This window comes from Streptosporangium sp. H16 (assembly GCF_051918855.1).
Lineage (GTDB): Bacteria > Actinomycetota > Actinomycetes > Streptosporangiales > Streptosporangiaceae > Streptosporangium.
In genome coordinates this window covers 101,691-122,312 of the sequence record NZ_JBPXMD010000020.1, presented here as the reverse complement: position 1 = coordinate 122,312, position 20,622 = coordinate 101,691, and the positions used below count along the sequence as shown (strand labels likewise).

Here is a 20,622-nt window from a genome sequence, read left to right as displayed (position 1 = left end):
CTATCCCTTGCCGGGGTGGACGGTGCCGCAGTTCTCGCAGGTGCGCGCCTTCTCGTCGTCGTAGAACGCCTGGAAGATCGGCGGCAGGTCGGTCACGATGTCGCGGACCTGGAGCTCGACCTCGTGGACCACGCCACTGCACCGAGGGCAGTACCAGAGGAACCGCTCCAGCACGCCCTCCGGCCTGATCCGCTCCACCACCAGGCCGACCGACCCCTCCTCGGGGCGCTGCGGCGAGTGCGGCGTGTTCGCCGGGAGCAGCCACATCTGGCCCTCGCGCACGTGCACGGTCTCCGGCCCCTCGGGGGTCATCACGTTGACGTGCATGTTGCCGCGGATCTGGTAGAAGAGCTCCTCGTACGGGTCGATGTGGAAGTCGGTCCGCGCGTTCGGGCCGCCGACGACCATGACGATGAAGTCGCCGGCGCCCTCGAAGACCATCTTGTTGCCCACCGGTGGCTTGAGCAGGTGGGCGTGCTCGTCGATCCACGTGGTGAGGTCGATGGGCGGGATCACGGGCGCTCCTCCGGTCGGTGTGCCACGGCCTGAATCTCGATGAGCAGGTGCGGGTGGGGCAGTTGGTGGACGGCCACGGTGGTGCGCGCCGGGCCGGTCTCGTCGAAGTACTCCGCGTAGACCGCGTTGTACCCGCCGAAGTCGTTGATGTTCACCAGGTAGGTGGTGATCTGCACGAGATCGCTCAGGTCGGCCCCGGCCGCCCGGAGGATGTCGCCGATGTTCTCTATCACGGCCCTGGTCTGCTCGGCGATGTCGAGCGCCACCGTGCCGAACTCGTCGGCCTCGGCTCCGGCGATCGTGTTGTCGGGCCTGCGCGAGCTGGTCCCGGACACGTATAGGAAGTCTCCCGCCCGTTTGACGTGCGGGAACCTGCCCCGCGGCGTGGCCTTCCCCGCGATGACGAGCCCGTCGCTCATGATCCCTCCCCCGAAGTCCCCGAAGTCCCTGGAGCCCCCGAGGTCCCTGGAGCCCCCGAGGTCCCCGGAACCTCAGGAGCGGGTTCCGGTGCGGAGGCGGTGAACGAGACCGAGCCCAGGTGCTGGATCTCGGCCCGCACCCGCGCGCCGGGCGTGAGCGGCTCGGCGGGCGTGGCGGCACCGGCGAGGAGGACCCAGCCCGGCTCCAGGACCGTTCCCGCCCGGAGGGCCAGGCGGGCGGCCTCCGCGAGGGCCCGGCGCGGGTCGCCCAGGATCGCGCCGGTCGACCCGGCGTGGACCACGCGCTCGTCGATCTCCAGGACGACGCCCAGGTTCCAGCGCGACGGGTCGTACGGCTGCCAGGGGCCGACGGCGTACCCGGCGGCCGAGGTGTTGTCGGCGATCACGTCGGGCAGCGAGAACCTGAAGTCCTCGTAGCGCGAGTCGATGACCTCGACGCCGGTCGCGACGGCCGCGATGGCGCCCGGCGCGAGCGCGTCGCCCGGCGACGCGATGCGCCGCCCGACGAGGTAGACGACCTCCGGCTCCACCCTCGGATGGATGTATCTCGATATATCGGCATACGAGCCGTCGAGGATGGCCGACGACTCCGGAACCCGGCCGAAGATGACGTCGCGCACGCCCATCTGGCGGCGCTTGCCCTCGCTGGTGAAGCCCAGCTTCACCCCGGCGAGCCGGTCCCCCCGCTCCAGGCGGAGCCGGATCAGCTCCTCCTGGACCCGGTAGGCGTCGGCCACGCCGTAGTCCTGCTCGGGCCTCGGCACCGCGCGACCGGTGCGGGCGGCCTCGTCCAGGACGGCGGCGAGCTTGTGGAGGTCGGTCATGACCGCTCCCCCTCTCGCGCCAGGTCCGGCTGCTCCCCCGCCCTCGCCAGGTCCGGTCGCGCCTCCGCCCGTGCCAGGTCCGGCTGCTTCCCCGCCCCTGCCAGGTCCAGCGCGATGTCCACGATCATGTCCTCCTGGCCGCCCACCATCCGGCGGCGGCCCGCCTCGGTCAGGATGGTCCGGGTGTCGACCCCGTACCGCTCCGAGGCCGCCTCGGCGTGCCGCAGGAAGCTGGAGTAGACCCCCGCGTAGCCGAGCGTCAGCGTCTCCCTGTCCACCCGGACCGGCCGGTCCTGCAGCGGCCTGACCAGGTCGTCGGCCGCGTCCATCAGGGCGTGCAGGTCGCAGCCGTGCTCCCAGCCCATCAGGTCGGCCACCGCGGCGAACACCTCGATCGGGCAGTTGCCCGCGCCCGCGCCCATCCCGGCGAGGGAGGCGTCCACCCGGTAGGTGCCGTTCTCCACCGCGACGACCGAGTTGGCCACGCCCAGACCCAGGTTGTGGTGGGCGTGGATGCCGATCTCCGTGCCCTCGCCGAGCACCGAGCGGTAGGCCCTGACCCGCTCCCTGACCCCGTCCATGGTCAACCGGCCGCCGGAGTCGGTCACGTAGACGCAGTGGGCGCCGTACGACTCCATGAGCGCGGCCTGCCGGGCCAGCTCCTCGGCCGGAGCCATGTGGGACATCATCAGGAACCCGGCCACGTCCATCCCGAGCTCGCGCGCGGTGGAGATGTGCTGGGCGGAGATGTCGGCCTCGGTGCAGTGGGTGGCGACCCTGACCGAGGTGACGCCGAGGGCGTGGGCGCGCCTGAGGTCGTGGATGGTGCCGATGCCGGGCAGCAGCAGGGTGGTCAGTCTCGCCCGCCGCACCACCCCGGCGACCGCCTCGATCCACTCGTCGTCGGTGTGCGCGCCCGCGCCGTAGTTGAAGCTGCCCCCGGCGAGACCGTCGCCGTGCGCGATCTCGATGGCCGCCACCCCGGCGGCGTCGAGGGCCGCGGCGATCTCGGCGGCCTGGGCGGCGGTGTAGCGGTGCCGGACGGCGTGCATGCCGTCCCGCAGTGTCACGTCCTGCATGTACAGCCTCACGCGCCCACCTCCGCGTCCGTACGAGCCTCGGCGTCCGTACGGCCCGCGTCCGCGGCCCGGTCCGGCGGCTCGGCCAGACGCTCGGCCGTGCGCAGCGCGGCGGAGGTCATGATGTCGAGGTTGCCCGCGTAGGCGGGCAGGTAGTGGGCGGCGCCCTCCACCTCCAGGAAGACGGTCACCTTGACGCCGCCGTCGCGGGTGCCGTCGGGCAGCGGCTCCCCGGCCGGGATCGTCTCGAACTGCACGTCCTGCTTGAGCCGGTAGCCGGGCACGTAGTCGTTGACCCGCGCCACCATCTCCAGCACGGCGCCCGCCACCTCCGCCACGGTCGTCTCGTCGCACTCGTCCACCAGGCAGTAGACCGTGTCGCGCATGATCAGCGGCGGCTCGGCCGGGTTGAGGACGATGATCGCCTTGCCCCTCGCCGCGCCGCCGACCCGCTCGATCGCCCGGGAGGTGGTCTCGGTGAACTCGTCGATGTTGGCCCGGGTGCCTGGCCCCGCCGACCGGGAGGAGATCGAGGCGACGATCTCCGCGTACCGGACGGGCACCCGCGAGGCGACCGCCGCGACGATCGGGATGGTGGCCTGCCCGCCGCAGGTGACCATGTTGAGGTTCCGCTCGGCGAGGTGGGCGTCCAGGTTGACCGGGGGCACCACGTAGGGGCCGACGGCGGCGGGGGTGAGGTCGATGACGCGCTTGCCGTGCGCCCGGAGCACCCGGTCGTTGTGCCGGTGCGCGCCCGCGGAGGTCGCGTCGAGGACGACGTCCACCTCGGCGAACCCGGGCAGCGCGACCAGACCCTCCACACCCTCGTGGGTGGTGGCGATCCCCCGGCGGCGGGCGCGGGCCAGGCCGTCGGAGTCGGGGTCGATGCCCGCCATCGCGACGACCTCGACCTTCTCCGACAGCAGTGCCTTGAACATCAGGTCGGTGCCGATGTTCCCCGAACCGATGATGGCGATTTTCACGGAAGGACCGCCTTCCCGGATCCCCCCGCGGTGCGAGCCGTCACGAGAACACCGCCTTCCCGGATCCCCCCGCGGCGTGGGCCGTCACGAGAACACCGTCCTGACCGAGCCGAGGCCCTCGATGTGGGCCTCGAACGCGTCGCCCGGCTCGACGTCGACCATCGGGCCGAGAGCGCCGGTGAGCACGACGTCCCCGGCGCGCAGCGGGAAGTCCGTGCCGCCCAGCGCGTCGGCCAGCCAGACCGCGGCGTTGAGCGGATGCCCGAGGCAGGCCGCGCCCGCGCCGGTGGAGACCTCCTGGCCTCGCCGGTTCATGGTCATCCCGGCCAGGCGCAGGTCCAGGCCGCGCAGGCTCACCGGGGTGTTGCCGAGAACGAACGCGCCGCTGGAGGCGTTGTCGGCGATCGTGTCGACGAGCGTGATGTCCCACCCCGCGATGCGGCTGTCGACGATCTCGATCGCCGGCAGCGCGAAGTCGACCGCCCGGATGACGTCGGCGACCGTGAACGGACCGCCCTCCAGGTCGTTCCCGAGAACCAGCGCGACCTCCGCCTCGACCCTGGGCTGCAGGAAGCGGCCGGTCGGCACGGGCAGGCCGTCGAGATAGGCCATGTCGGCGAAGAGCATCCCGAAGTCCGGCCGGTCCACGCCGAGCTGGCGCTGGACCGCCGCGGAGGTCAGCCCGATCTTCCTGCCGACCAGCCTGCGGCCCTCGTCCAGCGCCCGCCTGGTGTTGATCTCCTGTACGGCGTACCCGGTCTCGGCGCTCCGGCTCGGCAGCGTCTCGCGCACCGGGGCGCACGGCTTGCCGCTCCTGGCCGCCTCCAGCAGCCGGTCGGCCGCCTCCGCGTGCACGTCGGTGGCCTCGCTCCACTCAGTCATGTCCAGGCTCCAGCTTGATGGTGATCGTGGTGGGCTCGGAGTAGAAGTCCAGCGAGCGCGTACCGCCCTCGCGGCCGATGCCGGACAGCTTCACCCCGCCGAAGGGGGTGCGCAGGTCACGCAGGTACCAGGTGTTGACCCAGACCAGCCCGGCCTCCAGCGACCTGGCGACCCGGTGGGCCCTGCTCAGGTGAGAGGTCCAGACGGTCGCCGCCAGGCCGTACTCGCTGTCGTTGGCCAGCCCGACCGCCTCGGCCTCGGTGTCGAACGGGGCGATGTGGCAGACCGGGCCGAAGATCTCCTCCCGGTTCACCCGCGAGCCGGGCGGCAGGCCGGTCAGCACGGTCGGCTCGACGTAGTAGCCGCCGTCGCGGTCGTCGCCGAAGCGCGGCACCCCGCCCCCGGCGCGGATCTCGGCGCCCTCGTGCTTGGCCAGCTCGTAGTAGGAGAGCACCTTGTCCCGGTGCTCGGCGGAGATCATCGGCATCATCGTGGCGTCCTCGTCGGAGGGGCGGCCGAACCGCAGTTCCCCGGCGCGCGCGGCCAGCCGGGCGGTGAACTCCTCGAAGACGGGCCGCTGCACGTAGAGCCGCTCGGTGCACAGGCAGACCTGGCCGCCGTTGGTGAAGACCGACCGCACGCTCCCCTCGACGGCCGCGTCCAGGTCGGCGTCGGCGAAGACCAGCCCGGCGTTCTTGCCGCCCAGCTCGAACGAGACGGGCTTGACCCGGTCCGCGACCGCCTTCATGATCGTCGATCCGGTACGGCTCTCGCCGGTGAAGGTGACCGCGTCCACGCCGGGGTGCTCCACCAGGAACTGGCCGGTGGAGCCGCCGCCGAAGCCGTTCACGACGTTGAGGACGCCGGCGGGCAGGCCGATCGACGCGGCGATCTCCGCGAGCACCGCGAGCGAGCCCGGCGTGTGCTCCGAGGGTTTGACCACGACGGTGTTGCCCGCGACGAGCGCGGGACCGAGCTTCCAGGTCGCCAGCAGGAACGGCAGGTTCCACGGCACGATCACCGCGACCACGCCGAGGGGCTTGCGGACGGTGTAGCTCAGCACGTCCGTCAGGTGGAACGCGTCCTCCGGGTGCTGGGCCGCGATCTCGGCGAACGACCGGAAGTTCGCGGCCCCGCGCGGGATGTCCAGGGTGCGGGTCTGGGTGACCGACTTGCCGGTGTCGGCGATCTCCGCCGCCACCAGGTCCTCGAACCGCTCCTCGATCGCGTCGGCGAGGCGGCGCATCCAGGCGGCGCGCTCCGCCACCGGCAGCGCCGCCCACGCGGGCAGGGCCGCGCGGGCGGCGGCCACCGCCCTGCCGACGATCTCCCGGTCCGCCTCGCGGACCTCGCGCACCGGCAGGCCGGTCACCGGGTCATAGGTGCTGAACGTCGCGCCCTCGGCGACCGGCACCCCACCGATGAAGTGGTTCACCTGGTCAGACAAGACTGCTCCTCGGTGATGTACTCCTTAAGGTCACTATGTACGGGTATAGAGCCGTGAGTGGCCCGTAGGCAAGAATGCGTTCCGTGAAACGGAACCCCGACCGGCTGTCCGTGCTGGAGAAATCCTGGCTCGTACTCGACGCGTTCCGCCCCACGGGAGGACCGCTGCGCCTGGCCGACGTCGCCGAGCGCTGCCACCTGCCCAAGACCACCGCCTTCCGGCTGCTCACCGAACTGACCTCGATCGGCGCGATCACCCGCCGGCCGGACGGCTACTATCTCGGCCGCCGCCTCTTCGAACTCGGAAGCATCGTGCCCCTGGAGCGCGACCTGAGACACGCGGCGCTGCCCTTCATGCACGACCTTTACGAGGCGACCCACGAGACCGTCCACCTGGGCGTGCGCGACGGCCTCGACGTCGTCTACGTCGAGAAGATCCGCGGCCAGGAGACCTTCGCGCTGCCCTCACGCGTCGGCGGGCGCCTCCCGCTGACCTGTACCGGGATCGGCAAGGCCCTGCTGGCCTACTCCGGGCCCGACCTGATCGACGAGGTCCTCGGCCGCCCGCTGCGCCGGTTGACCCCGCACTCGATCGTCGACCCCCGCCGCCTGGAGGAGGCGATCGGCCAGATCCAGGCGGCGGGGCTGGCCTACGAGCGGGAGGAGGCGCAGCTGGGCGGCGCGTGCATCGCGGCCCCGGTGTTCGGCGACGGCGTGGCCGTGGCCGCGCTGTCCGTCTCGGTGCCGCTGGCCCGCTTCCAGCCCACCCGGCTGGCCCCGGCCGTCAAGGCCGCCGCGCTGGGCATCTCCCGCGCCCTGGCCAGAACCATCTGACGGGCAGGCCGTACGTCCACCCGCACATCTGTCCGCGTTCGACGGGTATGCGATTCATGCGATTCATGCGATTCATGCGATTCACTGCCCGCTCGTCTCACCGCCCGTCCGTCGCCCTACATCAGCCGGTCGCCGTACATCAGCCGGTCGCCATACGCCAGCAGGAGGAACACGTGGAAGCTCGCACCGAGACGGTCACCGTCGCCGACGGCTCGTTCGACCTGCATCTGTGGTTGCCCCCGGCCGGCCGGGGCCCGGTCGTCCTGCTGGTCCAGGAGATCTACGGGGTGGGGCCGTACATCAGGAAGGTGGCCGAGGACCTGGCCGCGCTCGGATACGTCGTCGGCGCCCCCGACCTGTTCTGGCGGATCCGGCCCAACTGGGTGTCCGGCCACGACGACGCAGGAACGGCCCTGTCGATCGAGATGGTCTCCACGTTCGACGTTCCCCACGGGGTGGCCGACTCGGCCGTGGCACTGGCGCACCTGCGCGGGCTCCCCGAGGCGGAGGGCGGGGCCGGGGTGGTCGGATTCTGCCTGGGCGGCTCGATCGGCTACCTGCTCGCGGCCACGGTCGAGGTGGACGCGGTCCTGTCGTTCTACGGATCCGCCGTACCCGACGCGGCGGGCATGCTGGAGAAGATCACCTGCCCGCTGCTGCTCGTGTTCGGCGGTTCCGACCCCTACATCCCGCGAGAGCGGGTCTCCGTGGTGGAGAAGGCCGCGGCCGGACGGCCGAACGTCGAGGTGTACGTCGCCGAGGAGGCCGGGCACGCCTTCCACAACCACGAGGCCCCGCAGTTCCACGACCCGGAGGCCGCGCGGGCCGCCTGGGACCGGGCCGTGCACTTCCTCGGACGCAACCTCCCCCCGGCCTCCCTGCCCTGAGACTGCCCTGAGACCGCCCTGAGAATGCCTTGAGAATGCCTTGAGCCGTTCTGAGACTGCCCTGAGGCCGCTCTGAGGCCTGCGCCGCTCCGAGGTCTGCGCCGCCCCGAGGCGTTCGGTCTTCCGGGAGGATGCGCCGCCTCTCCCCGCACCCGCCTCTCCCCGCGCCCAGATCTCCCGCTCCCGGACGCCTTCTCGCCGCCGCCGAGGGTGCGAACGACCCTTGCTCGAAGGTCACCTTCCCGTAACCCCGAAGGCTGTCCGGCGGGACCGCGCGCGCCGCATCATTGATCATTGCCTCATGCACCAGGCGTGGCAGCAGTGGGGGAACATCGTTCTGGCGGCCTTCCTCGCGATCCCCGCGGTCGTCGTGGCCGTCCGCCTGCTGACCCTCCACCGTGCCCGCGCCGGTCACCCCTTCCCCGCGCGTACCGCCCTGGCCGACGTGGTCGCGGTGGCCGGGACCGCACCCTGGATCTGGATGATCCTCACCCCCGGGGTGGGGGTCTCAGGCGTCAGCCTCGTCCCGTTCGCGGACCTGTGGGCGACCCTCCACGGACCGGGACAGGCGGCGTTCGTGCAGGTCGGAGGGAATCTCCTCGTCTTCGCCGCACTCGGGTCCATGCTTCCCGTGCGTTCGGCGCGGTTCGCGTCACTCGCCGCTATCGCGGCCGTGGCGGCCGGGGCGTCGCTCACCGTGGAGGTCCTCCAGTACGCCCTGCGCCTGGGACGGGTGAGCTCCGTCGACGATGTGATCGTCAACGCGACGGGGGCCGTGCTGGCCGCGATCGTCACGCGCCGGTGGTGGGCCGTCCGAATACCGGCTGGGACCGTTCCACGGTAACGGACCGAAGAAACTCTTGAAGATCGCCACACGGGCACGATCCTCCCAAAAGAAGCACGATACCAACCTCCGTATCTGTGCGATCGTGGACAAGGCGGGGCAAGTTCTCTGGAGACGCCAAACCCGGTTGGTGACAGAGGGTGATCGAACGTGCAGCAGTCCCCGGTACCTCCCGAGCCCCCGATCTATCGGCGCATCGCCGACGGGCTTCGCGAAGCGATCCTGTCCGGTGATCTCCGAGACGGGGATCGGCTTCCGGGCGAGAACGCCCTGATGGCGACGCACGGCATAGCTCGTGCCACCGCCAGGCAGGCCCTGTCCGTACTAATCAACGAAGGACTGGCCGTCCCCAAACGCGGCTCAGGGGTGTACGTCAGGCAGTTCCGCCCCATCAGGCGGCACGGCTCCCGACGACTCTCCCGTGACCGGTGGGGGCGCGGCGAGGCCATCTGGGACTCCGACACCAGGGGACGCCCCTACACCGTGGACGAGGTGGACATCGACCGGGAGACCGCCGAGGACACCGTGGCCCGGGTGCTGGGCAGCCCCGAGGTGTGGGTCCGCAGGCGGCGCTACTCGGTGGACGATCGGCCGGTGCAGCTGTCGGTCTCCCACTTCCCCGCCGCCCTGGTGGAGGGAACCGCGATCACGAGAGAGGACACGGGCCCGGGGGGCGTCTACGCGCGCCTCGGCGATCTCGGCCACGCCCCGGTGCACTTCACCGAGGAGATCAGGGCCCGCATGCCCCATCCCCATGAGACCGTCCAGCTTGACCTGCCCGCGGGCACCCCGGTCATCGTGATCGCCCGGGTCGCCCGCACCGCCGACGGCGTCGCCGTCGAGGTCAACGAGATGGTCCTCGACGCCGCCTCTTACGTACTTCAGTACGACTTCGACTCATAGATCAAGGCCATCCGTCAACCGATAGGTTGACCTGTCCCCTGCGATCATTGATTTCTCTAGAGAAGTGCCTCACCGTCAGAGGTGGAACGTCGCAAAGACGGGCCTGGGCGCGGGGAAGGTGCACAGATGTCTTTCGACCGGCATCTCGCTGAAATCGCCCGGGAGTTCCCCGACTGGACGATCTGGCGGAGCGACGCGGGCAGGTGGTGGGCCACTCGCCACCACCCGCTGACCTCCGCCCAGCGCGATGTCGGCTGCGCGATGACCATCGATGCGGACGATCCGGAAGGGCTGCGCGAGCAGTTACTCGACCAGCGGGAACGTTCCGGCGGCACGGAGCCAGGAGCGGACACCTGAAGACCGCCCGGTGCCGGGATGAGCGGATCCGATGCGGTCCCGGCGCCGGGCCCCCAATCGCGGAAGCCCCCGACCCTATCGGGGGCGGGGGCTTCCGCTTGATCTTCGGACCGCTCCCGCCGCCCGTGACGCGCGGCGTCTCCACGGCCGCACGAACCCGCTTCACGGTCTTTGGGGGCGGGATCTCCTACTTCCTGGGGGTGGCGTACTTCTCCTCGTCCTTCCCGGCCTTCCCCGCCGCCGGCCCGTCGTCGGCGACGTCGTCGTCGACCACCTCGACATGCATCTCGTCGAAACGGTCGTCGTCCCGGCCGTGCCGCTCGTCCGCGCCCCCGGCGGGGGCCTCGTCGTCCACGATCACCCGTACGGACTCCAGATCGGGCGAGTCGTCGAACCCGGCGTCGTCCCGCACGTCCTCGGGCGCGTCCTCGGATCCGGCGTGCCGGGCGGGCCCGGTCTGTCCCGAGGGCGCTCCGGCGCCGTCGTGCGCGACGGTGTCCGCCGCGCCGGGAACGCCCTGGGAGCCGTCCGGAGCCCCGGCGGGACCGGGGGGAGCGGGAGCGGGATCGGCACCGACACCGGGGACGGGGGCGGGGACGAGGGCGGCCGGCGCGGGCTGGACGCGAGCCGGGGGCAGCACGGAGCCTTCGTCGATCAGAGCTCCGGCCGCGGCCTCGCGGTGGAGCAGGTCTCCCAGGACGGAGCTCATCTCGTGCAGGCGGCGCATGACCTCGTGGTGGGTGTCGGTGAGATAGACGACCCGGCGACCGGTGGTCTCGTCCAGGGCGGCGGCGCGCTGCTGGGCCGTCGACAGGGTGGAGTGCGCGTCGGTGTTGGCGGCGCGGACGGTCGCCTCCGCCTCGGCGCCGGCGGCGCTCAGGGTGGCTTCCGCCTCGGCGCGGGCCTCATGGACCGTCCGCTCGGCCTCGTTCCTCGCCGAGGTGACCATCCGGTCGGCCTCGGTGCGGGCGCCGCGCAGGGTCTCCTCGGACTCGGTACGGGCCGCGTTGAGCGTCTCCTCGGCGTCGTTACCGGCCTGGGCGAGCATCTGCTCGGCGGCGGCGGTGGCCTCGGCGACCCGGCGCTCGGCCTCCTGCTGCGCGGCGTTCAGAATGCCCTCGGCCCGGCTCCGCGCGGAGTTGATCAGTCGCTCGGCCTCCGAGGCCGCGTCGTCACGGAGCTTGACCGCCTCCGCCTCGGCGACCTGCTTCTTGGAGGTGGCCTCCTCCTCGCCGAGTTTCAGGATCTGGCTGAGCCTCTGGCCGAGCTCGTCGTAGTCCTGCGGGGCGTCGGAGAGCCTCCTGCGGGCCTCGGCCAGCTCGATCCGGCCCTGCTCGGCCTGGTCGATCGCCCGCGCGAGCCGCTCCTCCAAGTCGCGGATCTGGTGGCGGTGGCGGTCCATGTATTCGTGAACCTGACGACGGCTGTAGCCGCGCAGGGCGACCTCGAACGAGTCCTCGTGCATCAGGTCGGGAAAGCTGTCGTGCTGGTTTGTCATGGCACTGCCCGTGGAGGTTGTGTGGCGGGAAAGGAGACGTCAGGAGACGACTTTCCTGCTTACTGCCCAAGTCCGCAACCGGAACGCCCGACCTGCTTGCGGAAATACCGGACAGATCACCCCCTCGTACCATCGTCATCATGAACGCCACCCCCTACATCGCCGCCCTCGACGGCGACGCGATCCCGCGGATCCATCCGGACGCCTACATCGCCCCCGGAGCGGTGGTCGTCGGGAGGGTACGGCTGGGCCGTGCCGCGAACGTCTGGTACGGCTCGGTCCTGCGCGGCGAGGACGAGGACGTCGAGGTCGGGGAGGAGTGCAACATCCAGGACCTGTGCTGCCTGCACGCCGACCCGGGCGAGCCGGCCGTGCTGGAGCCCCGGGTGAGCCTCGGGCACAAGGCCGTGGTGCACGGGGCACATGTGGAGACCGGCGCGCTCGTGGGCATCGGCGCGATCGTGCTCGGCGGCGCCAGGATCGGCGCGGGATCGCTGATCGCGGCGGGCGCCCTGGTGGGGCCGGGAAAGCGGATCCCGGCGGGGGTGCTCGTCGCCGGCGTCCCCGGGAAGATCGTCCGTGAGCTCACCGACGACGACCGCGACTCGTTCGCCCGTACACCGGCCGGCTACATCGCCAAGGCGGCCCGCCACCGGGCCGCGACCGTCCTCCCGCCCGCCTGAACGGCCCGGACGACCTGAACGACCTGAACGACCTCGGCACCCGGACGCCTGAGGATCCGAAGCCCCGGACGCCCAGGTGTCCGGGCGTTTCCGGCTCTTCCGGCCCCGGACCGCGACCGCACGCCCCCGACGCGGCGGCGGGGAGGGCCTTACGATCGTGCCAGGCCTCATCGGGGGATCTCGGGGCCTGGCACGACCTTGACCGAAGGGAGGCAGGGGCATCCCGCCCGTGGCGCAGGCCAGGGGCCCTCGCCCCGGAATGCCGATGACCGGCATGTGGCAGTGGGACGGGTTCGACGCCATCGAGAACGACGTGCGGACCATGGTCGCCGACCACCGGTGGGTGGCGCTGCCGCCGCTCGCGCGCGCCCAGGCCATCGCGCAGCGCACGCTGGCCACCCCGGACGGCGGGCGCTGGCTGTTCGGCGCCCACGCCCGGTGGTACCGGCAGGATGCCGCCGACGGCCGCTGGTACCTGACCGCTCCCCCCGCCGACCGTGACTTCCGCGCCGCGGCGCAGGTGGTCCACGTCACCTCGATGATCTTGCCGCACCTGGTACCGACCGGCGCCGACCTCGTCGCCGACCGGGGATCGGTCCAGGGGTTCGTCGGCCCCGACGTGCCGTACGAGATCACCGAGCGGGTCCGCGAGCTGCTGGTCGCCCAGCGCGGCAGGCGCAGGGAGGACTTCCCGATCACCGGGCCGTTCGCCGAACTCTTCGCCCGGGAGGTGGCCAGTCCCGTCGCCGCGATCTGGGGCACGCTCATGTGGTGCGCCTACGCCCCCGCCTTCGACGGCAACGAGGTGCTGCTGTCGATGTTCGGGGAGTTCCTGGCCCGCCCGCTGCCCGGTGACGAGTGGGTCCGCTGGCTGCCGCCCACCTCGCTGGGCGACCTGGTCGCGCTGTACGGCGAGCGGGTCAGGGCCGGGCACCCGGAGGCGGGCCTGCGGCTGGTCGCGTTGATGGCCGACACCGCCACCGTGGTGCGTGAGGACCCGAGGTTCAGGCCGAGGGCCGGCGCCCTGCTGTCCATGGTCGAGCCGTTGCTGCGCCGGGCCTGCCGGGATCCCGCCGTGGCCCACCAGGGGGACGAGGCCGTACGGCACGCGTGGCTCTCGCGCTGCCCGCCCCACCTGACGCTGCCCGACACCTCGCCCGGCGAGTACTTCCAGCACGCGGTCTACGACCTGGTCCAGGCACTGGGCTTCCTCGCCCCGATGGGCGCCGACCCCAGGGCGGTGGCCGCCTCGCTGCTCGCCGCCGATCTGTCGGACGTCGCGCCCCGGGCGGCCGACGGTGTCTACCCGTGGCTGGATCCCGAGCTGCGGCACATCCTCCACGTGGTGCTCACCGACGCCTCGCACCCGCTGCGAGGGTGCTGGCCGCGTTCCGGAGAGCTGCCCGCGGCGCTCCACCCGCCGGACCGTGCCGCGGCGGCGGCCCTGCTCGGTGCCGCCTACGCCACCGGGCTGGCGTGGTGCCGCCTCACGGGAACCGAGATACCGGAGCGGGGATTCGCGACGGCCTCCGCGGTCGTGCACCGGCTGACGCACGAGCGCGACGACCCCGTCCCCGGAGTATCGGCGACTTACCCCCGTCACTTCTGACACGCACGGGTATGCCTAAACCACAAATACAGTTATTTCATCCTTACTCTCCCTATATCCTTCTAGCCCCCTACGCATCAGACAATTAGCTGAATTGTGATCTCCTAAACGGGAAATGATCCTCCTTGAGGATGTGCCGGGCGGGGCGAGGAATGGTCCCGATGGGCCATGGGCACCGATGTCCGCCCGCCGTAACCTCGAAGTGGGTGTGGGCTGCGGAAGGAAGGACGACGCGGTGGGGCACGACGACCTGGACTCTAGGGTCCACGACCGTGTCGCGTTGGACGAGATCGCGCTCTATGCCGAGGTGCTGTCCGCCGTCGCGATCAGCGAACGGCCCCTCACCTTGGTGGAGCTCGACAACGCGCTCGGATTGAGCGCTTCGGCTGTTTGCTGAAGCCTCGGGAAGAACCGTTTCCAAGACCTGGTCCCGGACCCTCCAACGGGGTCCGGGACGTGGTCGGAAAAGATAGTCATGTGACTAGTCACGAACGGACGAGGCGGGCGATCGCGGCCGACGCCTCCTTGACCTTCTCCTGGGCCTCCGGCCCTCCGGCGTTGACGGCGTCGGCGACGCAGTGCCCGATGTGGTCCTCCAGCAGGCCCAGCGCCACCGCCTGGAGCGCCCGCGTGGCGGCCGAGACCTGGGTCAGCACGTCGATGCAGTAGGCATCCTCTTCGACCATCCGCTGCAGGCCCCTGATCTGTCCCTCGACGCGCCGCAACCGAGTCAGATAAGCCTGCTTGTCACCGCTGTACCCATGCATGTCCCAACGGTACCGGTGTCAGGCACGGCGGGACGTGGCCGCGATCAGTTTCTCCCAGCGGTCGGCCACCGAGGACGCGTCGTGGTCCGCCGCGACCTCCAGGGCGCCCGCGGCCAGCCCCCTGCGCCGTCCCTCGTCGTCGATGAGCGCGAGCAGCGCGGACGCGTACGCCTCGATCTCGTCCTCCCCCTCGGGCCCCTCGGGGACCAGCACCCCGTTCCGCCCGTCGGCCACGAACTCGCCCGGTCCCCGGGGGCCGTCGAACGCGATCACCGGCACCCCGCTGGCCATCGCCTCGATCACGGTCATCCCGAGCACCTCCGTCCTGGAGGTCGTCGCCACGATCGACGCCTTGGCGAACTCGCCGGTCAGGTCGGAGGTCGTCCCCATGAAGTAGACGTGGTTGTGCAGGTCGAGGTCGCCGACCAGGGCGCGCAGGCGCTTCTCCTCGGGGCCCCCGCCGTACAGGCGCAGCCGCCAGTCGGGGCGCTTGCCCGCGACGACGGCGAATGCGCGGATCAGCCGGTCGTGGGCCTTCACCGGCACCAGACGCCCTCCCGCGGCGACGATGCGGTTGTCCATCCGCGAGCGCGGCCACGGCCCGGCGGGCAGCGCGTCCGGGATCACGCCGACCGGGACGTTCCCGCCGAGCAGGTGGTCCCACTCCTGTCGGCTCGTCTCGGTGGCGGCGGCGACCGCGTCCAGGCGCGGGTAGAACTTCCTGATCGGCCCGGGCACCGGCGGCCGGCCCCACTCGCGGGCGATCCGCGTGACGTCGCGCGGCGCGTGCCTGGCCACCTGGACGCTCAGCCCCGGCCGGGTGCTGACGATCACGTCGGCCCGCAGCCCGCGCAGCCGCCGCCAGAGGGCGACCTCGGTGCGCATCTGGCCCCGCGGGAGCAGGTATCTGACCCCCGGCCGGCCGTCGACCACCCAGGAGAGCTTCACGCCGGACGCCACCGGGAAGAACGGTTTCTCCCGGTGGCGGCGGACGCTGATGATCTCTACCTCGTGACGTTCTGCCAGTTCCCCCGCGAGGTTGACGATCGAGCGGACGTCGCCGCGCATGCCGTACACGGAGGGGGTGAGCAGGCAGATCCTCACCCGCCGACCTCGATCCTGAGCTCGTCGTCCGCCGTGTAGCAGGGCCGGATCGGCACGCCGTCGATCTGCGTGGCGGGATAGTGCAGGCGGCGGCGCTTGCCGTCGACGTCGTCCAGCCTGGAACCCAGCCGCAGCGGCGTGGCCACGCCGCGCACCTCCAGCGAGGGTTCCCAGGTGCCGGTCTGGTCGGGGGCGGCGGCGAGCACGTCGCACAGCGAGAGCGCGGCGTGGAAGCGCACGCCCTGGACCGTTGCAACGGAGGTCAGCTCCGCGTCGGGCCGGCTGCGGCGCAGGGCGAGCTTCGCCTCGTGCCGCGCCTCGTCGTCGTCGAGGCCGGTGAAGGCCAGCAGCCCGGTGACCTCGAAGCGCCCCTCCCTGAACCAGACGGAACGGACCTCCGCCGCAGGCTGGGCGTCGTCGACCTTCAGGGCGAGGAAGCCGTTGCGGGTCCGGTAGGCGCGGTAGGCCAGCGTTCTGCGGCTCAGCGCGTACGCGTCGAGGTGGTCGAGGGAGAACCCGGGATCGACACTGCGCAGCCGCGTGCGCGCCGTGCCCTGTTGCAGGTAGGTGTCCCAGCGGCCGGGACCGAGTTCGAGCGGCGCGAGCGAGACCGCCAGCTCCGCCTCGCGTATCCGTGCGTCCGGCGTGCCCAGCGGCACCCGGCTCTCGACCGAGGTGGCCCGGTTACGCAGGACCAGTTCGGTGCCGTCGGCCAGAGGTTCGTCGACGGCCAGCCGAAGTGAGAGAACATCGGCCAGGGTAACCTCGGCATCGCTGACGACGACGGGCATCGTCAAGCCCCCTCCCCGTTGAATGAGCTACGCGACGTTGAGGTTACCGTGATTTTCCCGTTATGTGGAGAAAGGTTTTCGGACCTGACATCCTTTTCCCGGTGACTTGACCGTATGTCAGAGGAAACATCGGGAAAATGTTCCCTCTGACTGGTCACCGGCCGGATGTCAGGACGCCTCGACGGGCTGGCCCTTGATCGACTTGATCAGCAGCTGGGAGACGTCGACGACCTCGAGCGTCTCCTTGGCCTCACCCGAGTTCTTCTTCTCGTTGATCGAGTCACCGAGCATGACCAGGCAGAACGGGCAGGCCGTGGAGATGGTGTCCGGCTCGGTGGTCAGCGCCTCGTCCACGCGCTCGGTGTTGATGCGCTTGCCGAGCCGCTCCTCCATCCACATCCGCGCGCCGCCCGCGCCGCAGCAGAAGCCGCGGTCCTTGTGGCGGTGCATCTCCTGGGTCTTCACCCCGGGCACCTTGGCCATGATGTCGCGGGGCTGGGAGTAAACCTTGTTGTGGCGTCCGAGGAAGCACGGGTCGTGGTAGGTGATCTTCTCTTCGATCGGCGTGACCGGGACCAGCTTGCCCTCGTCCACGAGCTTGGCCAGCAGCTGGGTGTGGTGCACCACCTCGTAGGTGCCGCCGAGCTGGGGATACTCGTTGGCGAGGGTGTTGAAGCAGTGCGGGCAGGTCGCGACGATCTTCTTGACCCCGGCCTCGTTCAGGGTCTCGATGTTCTGCTTGGCCAGCATGTCGAAGAGATACTCCATGCCCAGGCGGCGGGCCGGGTCACCGGTGCACGCCTCCATCGGGCCGAGCACCGCGAACTTGACGCCCGCGACGTGCAGCAGCTCCGCGACCGCCTTGGTGGTCTTCTTGGCCCGGTCCTCCAGGGCCCCGGCGCAGCCGACCCAGAAGAGATACTCGACATCTTCGCCCATTTTGTCATCAATGAGCGTGACCTCGATGGGGTCGACCTCGCGACCGGCCAGCTCCTCGATCCAGTCGGCCCGCTTCGTCTCGGACATCCCCCACGGGTTGCCCTTGTTCTCCAGGTTCTTGACCATGACGCCGGCCTCGGACGGGAAGTTGGACTCCACCATCGCCTGGTAGCGGCGCATGTCGAGGATGTGGTCGATGTGCTCGATGTCGACCGGGCACTGCTCGACGCAGGCGCCGCAGTTGGTGCAGGACCACAGCACGTCGGGGTGGATGACGCCGTCCTCGCCGACCAGCGGCTTCTCCAGCAGGGCCAGCACGTCCTCGTGGAAGCCCGCGCGCTCCTCCTGGGTCGCCGTCAGGTACGGCGCGACCTTGAAGGCGTGGTCGCGCTGCTCCAGGATCAGCATCTTCGGCGACAGCGGCTTGTCGGTGTTCCAGGCCGGGCACTGGTCCTGGCAGCGTCCGCACTCGGTGCAGGTGTAGAAGTCGAGGAAGCCCTTCCAGGTGGTGTCCTCGATCTTGCCCCGGCCGAGCCTGTCGCCGTCGAGCTCCTCGTCCTCGAAGTCGACGACCTTGCCGTCGATCCGCATCGGCTGGGCCGGGCCGTTGCCGTCGGGACGGCGGGAGAACGCCACGTTCAGCGGCGCGGTGAAGATGTGCAGGTGCTTGGAGTTCACCACGATCACGAGGAACACCAGCATGACGCCGATGTGCAGGAGCAGACCGACGTGTTCGAGCGTCTCGTTGGCCGAGGCCCCCAGCGGGCGCAGCAGGGCGGCCGCCGCGTCGGAGGCGAACGCCCCCGAGGCGTACGGCAGGTTGCCGGTGTTGGCGGCGGCCCCGCGGAAGAGGAACATCGTCCAGATCACGTTGAAGATCATGAAGAGGACGAGCCAGGCACCGCCGAGGTGCGACCCGGAGAAGCGGGACCTGCGGCCCAGCTTCTTCGGCGAGTTCTTGATCCTGATGATCGCGAAGGCGAGAAGGCCGAGCAGGGCCGCGACCGCGATGAAGTCCTGCAGGAAGCCCAGGATCGCCCACGTCCCGACGAGCGGGATGTGGAAGTCGGGGGTGCCGGTGACGGCCCCCTGGATCAACGCGCCGTACGCCTCCAGATAGACGGTCACCAGGATGAAGAACGCCCACATGACGAAGAAGTGCGCAACGCCCGACGCCGTCCACTTCAGCAGCTTCCGCTGCCCGAAGACCTCGACCAGCTGGGCCTTGATCTCCTCACCCAGGTGAGTCCTGGCGTACGCGACGCGCTCGGGCGCGGCGGGCCCGACGGTGGCGAGCTTGTACAGGAACAACACGCGGCGCGCGGCAAGCGCGACCGCGACGGCTGTCATGACCAGCCCGATGATCGCTACCCAGAGCACGGGTCCTCCCACAGACGGCGTTGGCTGCCAGCGTACGACCGCCGGTCATCCACGATGACAAGGGGTCTCCACGAATCCTACCGATGAGTAACTTCGCTTCGTACCGGGACCCGCGGCGACCGTGGTCACCCTATGGTCAACACCGTTCCCAGAACAATGCTCTATACGCCTCCGGACGGCGTCGAAGTGACCGGGGAGACCCGCGGGACGTGACGGAAAGGTCGCACGGGCGAGCGGGGAGGGCTATTCGGGCGGGCCGAGGTAGCCCTGGATCGTGGGTGTGAGCAGTTTCACCAGGTCCTCGATGTCCACCGAGGCCAGCGGCTCCAGCTTGAGGACGTAACGCACCAGGACCACGCCGAACATCTGCGCGAACGCCGCCTCCATCCGGATCGGCGGGACGCCCAGCGCCTCCCCCACCCGGCCGAGGAGCGCCTGGCCGAGGAACTCGCGGATCGTGACGACCATCTGCTCGTTGGTCATCGCGGTGCGGACCAGCGCCAGCACCGGCTGGCGCGCCCCGGCGTCCGCGATGATCGTCAGGATGAGCCGGACCAGCCGCTCACCGGCCTGCTCGCGGGGCCCCGCCATGACCGCCGAGAGGACGACGTCGGGGGTGATCGGCAGATCCATCGCCTCGACGAACATCCCCTCCTTGCCGGAGAAGTAGTGATGGACCAGCGCCGGGTCCACCCCCGCCTGCCGGGCGATGCCCCGGATGGTCGCCTTGTCGAACCCCTTCTCCGCGAAGGTCTCGCGCGCCGCCGCGAGGATCTGCCCCCGCGTGTCGGCCGACCCCGGCCTGCGCCCGGGACGCCTCCTGGCCTCCGCGGCGGACCCGCTCCCGGGCTCGCTCCCGGACCCGTTCCCGTTCCCGTTCCCGGGCGGAGTGCTCGCGGCGGGCTCGCTCATGCGGGGGTGGAGGCCGTGAGGTGCAGCCGGGCGAAGGCCAGCGCCTCCGCGAGGTCGTCGATCCGCTCGGAGCGGCTGGTCGCCTTGCGCGTGTTGATCTCCAGCACGACCAGCCCGGAGTATCCGTTGCCCGCCATCCGCTCCAGGATCGGCGCGCACGGCTGGCCGCCCCGCCCGGGGACCAGATGCTCGTCCTTGTTCGGCACCCCCAGGCCGTCGGCCAGGTGCAGGTGGGCGAGCCGGTCACCGAGCTTGGTGAACATCTCCAGGGCGTCGGACCCGGACACCGCCGTGTGCGACAGGTCCAGCGTGACCTGCGGGAAGTCGTAGTCGACCGGGTTCCAGTCGGGCGCGTAGGGGACGACCTCGTTGCCCCTGGCCTTCAGCGGGAACATGTTCTCCACCGCGAAGACCACTTCGGTCTCCTCACGCATCCTGGCCAGGCCGATCTCGAAGTCACGCGCGTAGTCGCGCTGCCAGCGGAACGGGGGGTGCACCACGACCGTCCTGGCGCCGACCCGCTCGGCGGCGCGCTGCGCGCGCTGGAGCTTGGCCCACGGGTCCTTGCCCCACACGCGCTGCGTCACCAGCAGGCACGGCGCGTGGATGGCCAGGATCGGCAGCTGGTAGTGGTCCGACAACCGCTCCAGGACGTCGACGTCCTGGCTCACGGGGTCGGCGCCCACCATGATCTCCACACCGTCGTACCCCAGGCGCGCGGCCAGCTCGAAGGCGTCGGGAGTGCGTTCGGGATACACCGACGCTGTGGACAGCGCGATCTTCGCGCTGGATACACGGACGCTCATACCGCTTCCTCGTCTCCGGCTCGGAGCGCACACTCGCGAACACCGCCGGGCCGACCGGCCCCCTCGCTCAAGTCGCTCACCTTTGCCAGCCTAAGCGGGTACGGAGAGCGGTGCTGTCCGCCACCACCGACGCGGCCG

At 70.8% G+C, this 20,622-nt stretch carries 21 protein-coding genes; 7 read left to right on the top strand and 14 right to left on the bottom strand.

Going from position 1 to position 20,622, the window contains the following annotated elements:
• The 7 genes from ACTOQ2_RS29235 to ACTOQ2_RS29205 form a co-directional block, all read right to left on the bottom strand.
• Nucleotides 1-516, bottom strand: coding sequence for a 3-hydroxyanthranilate 3,4-dioxygenase (locus ACTOQ2_RS29235; protein WP_440103861.1), 516 nt, complete (start codon nucleotides 514-516; stop codon nucleotides 1-3).
• Nucleotides 513-935, bottom strand: coding sequence for a RidA family protein (locus ACTOQ2_RS29230; protein WP_440071323.1), 423 nt, complete (start codon nucleotides 933-935; stop codon nucleotides 513-515). Before ACTOQ2_RS29230 ends, ACTOQ2_RS29235 begins: the two co-directional genes overlap by 4 nt.
• Nucleotides 932-1,780, bottom strand: a complete 849-nt coding sequence (locus tag ACTOQ2_RS29225) for a 2-keto-4-pentenoate hydratase (protein WP_440103859.1) — start codon at nucleotides 1,778-1,780, stop codon at nucleotides 932-934. The genes ACTOQ2_RS29230 and ACTOQ2_RS29225 overlap by 4 nt, the downstream gene beginning before the upstream one ends.
• The gene (gene dmpG, locus ACTOQ2_RS29220; protein WP_440103857.1) at nucleotides 1,777-2,871 is read right to left on the bottom strand and encodes a 4-hydroxy-2-oxovalerate aldolase; all 1,095 of its coding nucleotides are present in this window, start codon (nucleotides 2,869-2,871) and stop codon (nucleotides 1,777-1,779) included. Before dmpG ends, ACTOQ2_RS29225 begins: the two co-directional genes overlap by 4 nt.
• Nucleotides 2,868-3,842 carry an acetaldehyde dehydrogenase (acetylating) gene (locus tag ACTOQ2_RS29215; protein ID WP_440103855.1) on the bottom strand — a complete coding sequence of 325 codons (975 nt, stop codon included), beginning with the start codon at nucleotides 3,840-3,842 and terminating at the stop codon, nucleotides 2,868-2,870. Before ACTOQ2_RS29215 ends, dmpG begins: the two co-directional genes overlap by 4 nt.
• Before the next feature lie 84 nt (nucleotides 3,843-3,926).
• On the bottom strand, nucleotides 3,927-4,724 hold the full coding sequence (locus ACTOQ2_RS29210) for a 2-keto-4-pentenoate hydratase (protein ID WP_440103853.1): 798 nt from the start codon (nucleotides 4,722-4,724) through the stop codon (nucleotides 3,927-3,929).
• Nucleotides 4,717-6,171, bottom strand: a complete 1,455-nt coding sequence (locus tag ACTOQ2_RS29205) for a 2-hydroxymuconic semialdehyde dehydrogenase (RefSeq protein ID WP_440103851.1) — start codon at nucleotides 6,169-6,171, stop codon at nucleotides 4,717-4,719. The genes ACTOQ2_RS29210 and ACTOQ2_RS29205 overlap by 8 nt, the downstream gene beginning before the upstream one ends.
• A gap of 74 nt (nucleotides 6,172-6,245) precedes the next feature.
• Here ACTOQ2_RS29205 and ACTOQ2_RS29200 point away from each other — a divergent pair, with 74 nt between their 5' ends.
• From ACTOQ2_RS29200 to ACTOQ2_RS29180, 5 genes are all read left to right on the top strand, one after another.
• Nucleotides 6,246-7,004: an IclR family transcriptional regulator gene (locus ACTOQ2_RS29200; protein ID WP_350972479.1), complete on the top strand. Its 759-nt coding sequence runs from the start codon at nucleotides 6,246-6,248 to the stop codon at nucleotides 7,002-7,004.
• 173 nt (nucleotides 7,005-7,177) lie between these two features.
• On the top strand, nucleotides 7,178-7,891 hold the full coding sequence (locus tag ACTOQ2_RS29195) for a dienelactone hydrolase family protein (protein WP_440103848.1): 714 nt from the start codon (nucleotides 7,178-7,180) through the stop codon (nucleotides 7,889-7,891).
• Between the two features lie 301 nt (nucleotides 7,892-8,192).
• A complete protein-coding gene (locus tag ACTOQ2_RS29190) occupies nucleotides 8,193-8,735 on the top strand; it encodes a VanZ family protein (protein WP_440103846.1) in 543 nt (180 codons plus the stop codon).
• 150 nt (nucleotides 8,736-8,885) lie between these two features.
• Entirely contained in the window at nucleotides 8,886-9,638 is a 753-nt protein-coding gene (locus ACTOQ2_RS29185; protein WP_440103844.1) for a GntR family transcriptional regulator, read from the top strand.
• 126 nt (nucleotides 9,639-9,764) lie between these two features.
• A complete protein-coding gene (locus ACTOQ2_RS29180) occupies nucleotides 9,765-9,995 on the top strand; it encodes a hypothetical protein (RefSeq protein ID WP_440071332.1) in 231 nt (76 codons plus the stop codon).
• A 187-nt stretch (nucleotides 9,996-10,182) separates the two neighbouring features.
• Here ACTOQ2_RS29180 and ACTOQ2_RS29175 read toward each other — a convergent pair whose 3' ends face one another.
• Entirely contained in the window at nucleotides 10,183-11,493 is a 1,311-nt protein-coding gene (locus ACTOQ2_RS29175; RefSeq protein ID WP_440103842.1) for a hypothetical protein, read from the bottom strand.
• Between the two features lie 140 nt (nucleotides 11,494-11,633).
• On the opposite strand from ACTOQ2_RS29175, the gene ACTOQ2_RS29170 reads away from it, so the two are divergent.
• Nucleotides 11,634-12,176, top strand: coding sequence for a gamma carbonic anhydrase family protein (locus ACTOQ2_RS29170; protein ID WP_440103840.1), 543 nt, complete (start codon nucleotides 11,634-11,636; stop codon nucleotides 12,174-12,176).
• A 265-nt stretch (nucleotides 12,177-12,441) separates the two neighbouring features.
• Nucleotides 12,442-13,785, top strand: a complete 1,344-nt coding sequence (locus tag ACTOQ2_RS29165) for a hypothetical protein (protein WP_440103838.1) — start codon at nucleotides 12,442-12,444, stop codon at nucleotides 13,783-13,785.
• A 485-nt stretch (nucleotides 13,786-14,270) separates the two neighbouring features.
• On the opposite strand, the gene ACTOQ2_RS29160 is transcribed toward ACTOQ2_RS29165, so the two are convergent.
• From ACTOQ2_RS29160 to ACTOQ2_RS29135, 6 genes are all read right to left on the bottom strand, one after another.
• Entirely contained in the window at nucleotides 14,271-14,552 is a 282-nt protein-coding gene (locus ACTOQ2_RS29160; RefSeq protein WP_440086718.1) for a metal-sensitive transcriptional regulator, read from the bottom strand.
• 18 nt (nucleotides 14,553-14,570) lie between these two features.
• A complete protein-coding gene (locus tag ACTOQ2_RS29155; protein ID WP_440071336.1) occupies nucleotides 14,571-15,656 on the bottom strand; it encodes a glycosyltransferase in 1,086 nt (361 codons plus the stop codon).
• Nucleotides 15,653-16,447, bottom strand: a complete 795-nt coding sequence (locus ACTOQ2_RS29150) for a hypothetical protein (RefSeq protein ID WP_440103971.1) — start codon at nucleotides 16,445-16,447, stop codon at nucleotides 15,653-15,655. The genes ACTOQ2_RS29155 and ACTOQ2_RS29150 overlap by 4 nt, the downstream gene beginning before the upstream one ends.
• Before the next feature lie 168 nt (nucleotides 16,448-16,615).
• Nucleotides 16,616-18,766, bottom strand: coding sequence for a (Fe-S)-binding protein (locus ACTOQ2_RS29145; protein ID WP_440103836.1), 2,151 nt, complete (start codon nucleotides 18,764-18,766; stop codon nucleotides 16,616-16,618).
• Nucleotides 18,767-19,009: 243 nt separating this feature from the next.
• Nucleotides 19,010-19,678 carry a TetR/AcrR family transcriptional regulator gene (locus ACTOQ2_RS29140; protein WP_440103834.1) on the bottom strand — a complete coding sequence of 223 codons (669 nt, stop codon included), beginning with the start codon at nucleotides 19,676-19,678 and terminating at the stop codon, nucleotides 19,010-19,012.
• Nucleotides 19,675-20,484 (bottom strand): sugar phosphate isomerase/epimerase family protein, encoded by an 810-nt coding sequence (locus tag ACTOQ2_RS29135; protein WP_440103833.1) that lies wholly within the window; start codon nucleotides 20,482-20,484, stop codon nucleotides 19,675-19,677. The genes ACTOQ2_RS29140 and ACTOQ2_RS29135 overlap by 4 nt, the downstream gene beginning before the upstream one ends.
• Nucleotides 20,485-20,622: the final 138 nt, after the last annotated feature.

Excerpts from the sequence above, each read along its gene's own strand:
- ACTOQ2_RS29180 (WP_440071332.1), top strand. The coding sequence starts at position 9,765 with ATGTCTTTCGACCGGCATCTCGCTGAAATCGCCCGGGAGTTCCCCGAC.
- ACTOQ2_RS29170 (WP_440103840.1), top strand. The coding sequence starts at position 11,634 with ATGAACGCCACCCCCTACATCGCCGCCCTCGACGGCGACGCGATCCCG.
- ACTOQ2_RS29150 (WP_440103971.1), bottom strand. The coding sequence starts at position 16,447 with ATGCCCGTCGTCGTCAGCGATGCCGAGGTTACCCTGGCCGATGTTCTC.
- ACTOQ2_RS29140 (WP_440103834.1), bottom strand. The coding sequence starts at position 19,678 with ATGAGCGAGCCCGCCGCGAGCACTCCGCCCGGGAACGGGAACGGGAAC.
- ACTOQ2_RS29160 (WP_440086718.1), bottom strand. The coding sequence starts at position 14,552 with ATGCATGGGTACAGCGGTGACAAGCAGGCTTATCTGACTCGGTTGCGG.
- ACTOQ2_RS29200 (WP_350972479.1), top strand. The coding sequence starts at position 6,246 with ATGCGTTCCGTGAAACGGAACCCCGACCGGCTGTCCGTGCTGGAGAAA.
- ACTOQ2_RS29190 (WP_440103846.1), top strand. The coding sequence starts at position 8,193 with ATGCACCAGGCGTGGCAGCAGTGGGGGAACATCGTTCTGGCGGCCTTC.
- ACTOQ2_RS29225 (WP_440103859.1), bottom strand. The coding sequence starts at position 1,780 with ATGACCGACCTCCACAAGCTCGCCGCCGTCCTGGACGAGGCCGCCCGC.
- ACTOQ2_RS29135 (WP_440103833.1), bottom strand. The coding sequence starts at position 20,484 with ATGAGCGTCCGTGTATCCAGCGCGAAGATCGCGCTGTCCACAGCGTCG.
- ACTOQ2_RS29165 (WP_440103838.1), top strand. The coding sequence starts at position 12,442 with ATGACCGGCATGTGGCAGTGGGACGGGTTCGACGCCATCGAGAACGAC.
- ACTOQ2_RS29230 (WP_440071323.1), bottom strand. The coding sequence starts at position 935 with ATGAGCGACGGGCTCGTCATCGCGGGGAAGGCCACGCCGCGGGGCAGG.
- ACTOQ2_RS29210 (WP_440103853.1), bottom strand. The coding sequence starts at position 4,724 with ATGACTGAGTGGAGCGAGGCCACCGACGTGCACGCGGAGGCGGCCGAC.
- ACTOQ2_RS29175 (WP_440103842.1), bottom strand. The coding sequence starts at position 11,493 with ATGACAAACCAGCACGACAGCTTTCCCGACCTGATGCACGAGGACTCG.